Genomic DNA, 4,902 nt, shown 5'->3' with positions numbered 1-4,902 from the left:
GGTGATCATGTTCCTGGACACCAAGCACGCGGTGGACCGGCTGACCAAGCACCTACTGAAGAGCGGCGTCCGCGCCGCGGCCCTGCACGGCGGCAGGTCCCAGCCGCAGCGCACGCGGACCCTCGCCCAGTTCAAGAGCGGGGATGTGACGGTACTGGTGGCGACCAACGTCGCAGCGCGCGGAATTCACGTCGACAACCTCGACCTGGTCGTCAACGTGGATCCGCCCACCGACCACAAGGACTACCTGCACCGGGGCGGTCGTACGGCCCGCGCGGGCGAGTCCGGCAGCGTCGTCACGCTCGTGACCCCCGACCAGCGCCGTGGCATGACCCGGCTGATGGCCGCGGCCGGCATCACCCCGCAGATCGCCTCGGTACGTTCGGGTGAGGCGGAGCTCAGCCGTATCACCGGGGCTCAGGCGCCTTCCGGTGTCCCCGTCGTCATCACCGTGCCCGTGGCGGAACGTCCCCGCCGCGCTGCGTCTGCCAGGTCTTCCAGGTCTTCCAGGTCTTCATCATCTGCTTCGTCTTCTTCATCGTCTTCGTCCCGTGGCCGTCGCGGCCGCACGACTCAGGGCCGGCCCGCCGGCGAAACGTCAGGTCGCAGGGCGCAGCGGCAGTCCGCGCTCGACCCGGCGGCGTAGAGCCATCGGACCAGAAAGCTCACCCATCGCACAGGAGGCAGCTTTGACGCCGGTTCAGGTGCAGCAACATCAGGCGGCTCCCGCCCCTGTGACCGGGGCCGAGGACGTGGACGCGTCCTGGCCGCGGGTCCGTGACGACATGACCGTCGAGGTGGCCCTGTCCGTCATGGCCGGTGCCCGTGTCGAGTATCTGCTCCTGTGCGACGGGGACGATCAGCGCACAGGGTTCATCACCCGGTCCGAGCTCGTCGTTCACCGCGGGAGCAGCACGTACACGGACCGGACCCGGCTACGGGACGTCCTCGCCGGACCGTTCTCCTTCTCTCTGTGAGGCATCATGCGCTGTGTCATCGCCCGATACCCGTTCGAACTGACCAAGAACGAAGTGCTGGCCTCGATGAAGGGCATCACACCGGAACTCATCTCGGGTGAGTCCGTGACCATCGGCCGCCGCCGCTACCCCGCCAAGCAAGTGGGCGAAGTCATCACCCGGCAGGACCGTCGCGACTTCACCAGCGGCGAGGTCGTCCGGGCCATGACCCGCCTCGGCTTCACCTGCCACGACCACCCCGACGCCGCGCCCGTACGTGTCCCCACTCCGCTCCAGACGGCGACGGAACTTCTCGGCGGCCCCGCACCCCGGGACGTATGAGGAAGCGCGGAAGCCGTCATCAGGCAGTCCGTCGGGACACACGCCGATCCGTCAGTCGGCGTCCACCAGCCCCGTAGCGCGGCCTTCGTCGTCCCAGCGGACCTCCAGGACGCGCTCGACGGCGTCGCGGTTGACGGGGCCGAACACATGCGGGAACAAGGTGCTCTCGGCGACGCCGGGAGGCGGTGCGGGAGCGGCCGCCTCCCACTCGCAGTTCGCGGTGAGCCGGTCCTCGTCGAGGACCAGCGCCAGCAGAGGCCGGGGGCCGGTGCGGTAGAACGCGTTGACGATGGTGAGCGTGGTCTCCTCGTCGGGAGAGCAGTGGACGAAACCGTCCTCGGCGAGGGAAGCGGGTGTGTACGGCCGGTCGGGATCGGCGTTCCACTCGTCACGCGACACGACGTGATAAATCATGATCCGGTTATACAGCAGTAGTTGCACGGTCTCCCCGTGGACCACATCGCCGCGATCCCCGGCCGGCCCGGGCCGGGCTATGTCCCCGCGTGGACGTACGCCGCCCAGATGTGCGGACGGTCGGGTATGCGGCGTCGTAGCTGTCGGACGGTGTCGTGCAGGGCGTGGGCTGCGGTGGCGGCGCCGTCGCCTGTCATACGGCGGTAGAAATCGCGGGTGACGTGGTCGGCGTGCGCGCTGTCGATCTCCCAGAGGGTGCCGACCGCCGTGGGGAAACCAGCGAGGAGGAACGAGCTGGTGATGTGGATGGCCTCGTCCGTCAGCCGCTCCGCCGTGCGTGCGGTGCCGCAGGCCGCGAGGAAGGCGAGCTGCGCCGACCGGGGCCGGGCCCGGCAGATCTCGAGGACGGACACGGTCTCGCCGCTCGGCAGGTGGAGCAGCGCGCCAGAGGGTTCCGCCGGGTCGGTGGCCGCGTGGCAGCCGAAGTGCGCCCACGAGGTGCTGCCGAGCGCGGACAGCACGGCCTCACGGGTCGCCGCGGCACCCACCAACGGCTCGCGCGCACCGAGGAGTTCCGCCGCGTAGCCGGCCGCCGCGGCGACGCCGGGCAGCTCGTCCTCCGGCGCGGCGACCAGCAGGGCGCCGCCGTGGTCGGCGCTGTCGCGGTCCCTGGCCCTGGTGCGGGCGTACGCCAGGGTCTGCAGACCGGGAACGTACGACGACACCACGGCGTCGAGTGCGGCACCGCAGCCGTCGAGTGCGCAGTCGCGCGAGGTGCACTGGGCCGCGTGCAGCGGCAGGGCGCTGAAGGCACCGGTCGGGACCCACCACACCCGCGGCCACACCCCCTGGCGGGGAACGGGGTCCGCCGCCCCGACCAGCTCCAGCACCGGCCGCACGATCTTGTGCCACGTCCACGCCAGCGTCTCGCGGACCGTCGCCCCGGCGGCGACGAGCTGCGCCAGGGACGGCCTCGACATGCCGTGCGCATTGATCGCGTCGACGGCGTCCCGCAGCCGCCGGGCTGCGTCGGCGATCTCGTCGGCCCCGGGTTCGAGGTGCAGGGCGGTGATCGACCGGTGGGTGACGACGAGGGCAAGGCAGAAGCCTTTGCCCTGGTTGAGGACGACGACGGGGCCGTCGGCCGCGAGCGTGCGCAACTCCTCGGCGGTGAGCGGGCGCAGGAAGCCGTCGAAGCCCGGCTGGGTACGGATCCGCTTGACCAGTTCGTCGAGCTCGCGGGAGGCGCGGAGCCGGGCCAGCCGGGCCCACTCGGCGTGCCCGGGCGGTGCGGGGTCGGGCACCTCGGGCTCGTCGGCGAGCTGGTCGGTCAGCCGCTCGAACTCGGCCGCCAGCGCAGGGTGCGCCGACCGCAGGTCGCCGATGTCCGCGCGGGCCTCGATCCGCCGGGCCAGCAGCAGGCCGCGGCCGCGTTCGAGCAGTTCGGCGGCGCGGTCCACGTCGGGGCCCTCGACGGTGCGGAAGAGGGCACCGAAATCGGGCAGCTCGGGCACGCGCAGCTCCGCCGCGGCCGCCTCGATGCTCTCCATCACCCCGTCCAGCCGGTCGGACAGCCGGGCGGCGCCCTCGCGGCCGAGGATCTGCATGAGGACCAGCTCGACGACCGCCCGGATGTCCCCCTCGAACGTCACCAGGCCGTGCTCGGCGGACTGCTGGTCGCTGCCCCGGTCGGTGACGTCCGCCATGGCCTCGACGGCCGCTTCGAGATGGGTCAGGGCCAGGTCGATACGGGGCTGCGGCCTGCCCAGCGCGCCGGCCGCGGCGCCGATCTCACCGCTGGCCCGCATCCACACCGGGATCGCGGGGTCGCGCCACGCGCCGGGGTCCGCGACGCCGGACAGGCGGGCCAGCATGGGCGCCATCAAGGACGCGAAGGGGTTCGCCTGTGAAAACGCCGGATGTGCCGGGGTCTGCGGTGTCCGGGGGGACGGAGTGTTCGTGGAGGACACCTCAGGGAGGCGGCCACGGCCGATGAGGTCGACGAAGGTGCGCGTCATCGCGGCGAGGTCGATCGGGGACCCCTCCGGCATCTCCGCCTCGAGGATGTCGCTCAGATCGTCGGCCTCGGCCATGAGGCGTGCCGCACGCTCCGGTTCGGTGCCGCGGAGCGCGACGGCACGCTGCATGAGCGCCCGCGTGAGCGTCATCGTGATCATGGGCCGCATCGGGTGTCCGGCGGGGCATGCGGCGAACGTCCTGCGGCACTGGTCGACCACCTCGTCGGTGAGATCGGGCCGCGGGCCGCCGGCCGGTCCCACGGTCTCGACCAGGTCGACGTAGGCGTCACCCATGAGGTCGTACCAGTGCGGGCCGGCATCCGCCGCCCCGGCGGGCGCGTCACGTGTGAGCTCCTTCATCCGCCGGGCGACCTCCCGGGCCCGTTCGAGCTGGGCCGGCTCGTGGCCGAACAGGTAGTTCTGCAGGGCGTTGTGGAGCTCGGTGTGGGCCGCCATCAGCGCCCGGTCGGTGTCGGTGAGCACCGGATAGCCGTCCGCCGGCTCCTCCTCGTCCGTCGGCAGGCCGGGGGCGGCCGCCGACGAGGCGAGGAGTGCCGCGGCCTCGCGCGCCCCTTCCGCGTCGAAGCGGCCGATGGACAGGGTCGTGAGCGCCTCGGCGAGTATCCGGTCCACCTGTCCGGACATGTCCGGCGCGTGCGAGCGCGCATAGCGCAGCAGTTCCACGACCTCCTCGAGGGAGGAGGGGTCGCCGCGGCCGGCCGCCCGGGCGAAGAGCGCGCTGCCGAGCGCGGCGGACAGTAGTGCCCGTCCAGAGGGGTCTTCCTCGCCCATGTCCGCGAGCATCTCCCGGATGACCTCGATGTCGGCGTCGAGGTTCTCGGGGTCGTCCAGGCGAAGGTCGTTCATGCGGGACAGGTACGAGGTCATCCTGGCCAGGTCCTTGGCCAGGTCTTCGTCCGCTCCGTCGACCGGTTCGCCGTTCGAGCCGATCGAGCCGATGAAACCCTGGGGATACGCGGTGCCCATGGGGGCCGACATGACGGCGACAGCCAGTGCGGCGTCGAAAGCTCCCCGCTGCAGCAGTCCCGACGCCAGGAAGTCGGCCGGCGCCCCGGCCAGCGCCTCCTCGGTCAGCTGCCGGGCCTGAGCGGCGAGCAGTTCCGCCCGGTCCGGCGCGGTCTGCCGCAGGGCCTGCCCCCGCAGCCCGGTGA

At 72.0% G+C, this 4,902-nt stretch carries 5 protein-coding genes; 3 read left to right on the top strand and 2 right to left on the bottom strand.

Annotation, left to right across the window (positions count from 1 at the left end; translation table 11 throughout):
- The 3 genes from ACTWQJ_RS46420 to ACTWQJ_RS46410 all read left to right on the top strand — a co-directional run.
- The coding region (locus tag ACTWQJ_RS46420) for a helicase-related protein (RefSeq protein ID WP_443312407.1) at positions 1 to 646 on the top strand (646 nt) is incomplete at its 5' end.
- 43 nt (positions 647 to 689) lie between these two features.
- Positions 690 to 977 (top strand): CBS domain-containing protein, encoded by a 288-nt coding sequence (locus ACTWQJ_RS46415; protein ID WP_443312406.1) that lies wholly within the window; start codon positions 690 to 692, stop codon positions 975 to 977.
- A gap of 6 nt (positions 978 to 983) precedes the next feature.
- Positions 984 to 1,298 (top strand): SCO5918 family protein, encoded by a 315-nt coding sequence (locus tag ACTWQJ_RS46410; RefSeq protein WP_443312405.1) that lies wholly within the window; start codon positions 984 to 986, stop codon positions 1,296 to 1,298.
- Between the two features lie 51 nt (positions 1,299 to 1,349).
- Here the strand turns inward: ACTWQJ_RS46410 and ACTWQJ_RS46405 are convergent, their stop codons facing one another.
- Positions 1,350 to 1,712 (bottom strand): DUF952 domain-containing protein, encoded by a 363-nt coding sequence (locus ACTWQJ_RS46405; protein WP_443312404.1) that lies wholly within the window; start codon positions 1,710 to 1,712, stop codon positions 1,350 to 1,352.
- A 77-nt stretch (positions 1,713 to 1,789) separates the two neighbouring features.
- Positions 1,790 to 4,902 (bottom strand): CHAT domain-containing protein (locus ACTWQJ_RS46400; protein ID WP_443312403.1); only part of this gene is annotated, 3,113 nt, incomplete at its 5' end.

It is taken from the genome of Streptomyces sp. KR55 (assembly GCF_052245645.1).
Classification (GTDB): domain Bacteria; phylum Actinomycetota; class Actinomycetes; order Streptomycetales; family Streptomycetaceae; genus Streptomyces; species Streptomyces flavusporus.
The sequence above is the reverse complement of the archived record's forward strand: the minus strand, read 5'-3'. Positions and strand labels throughout refer to the sequence as shown.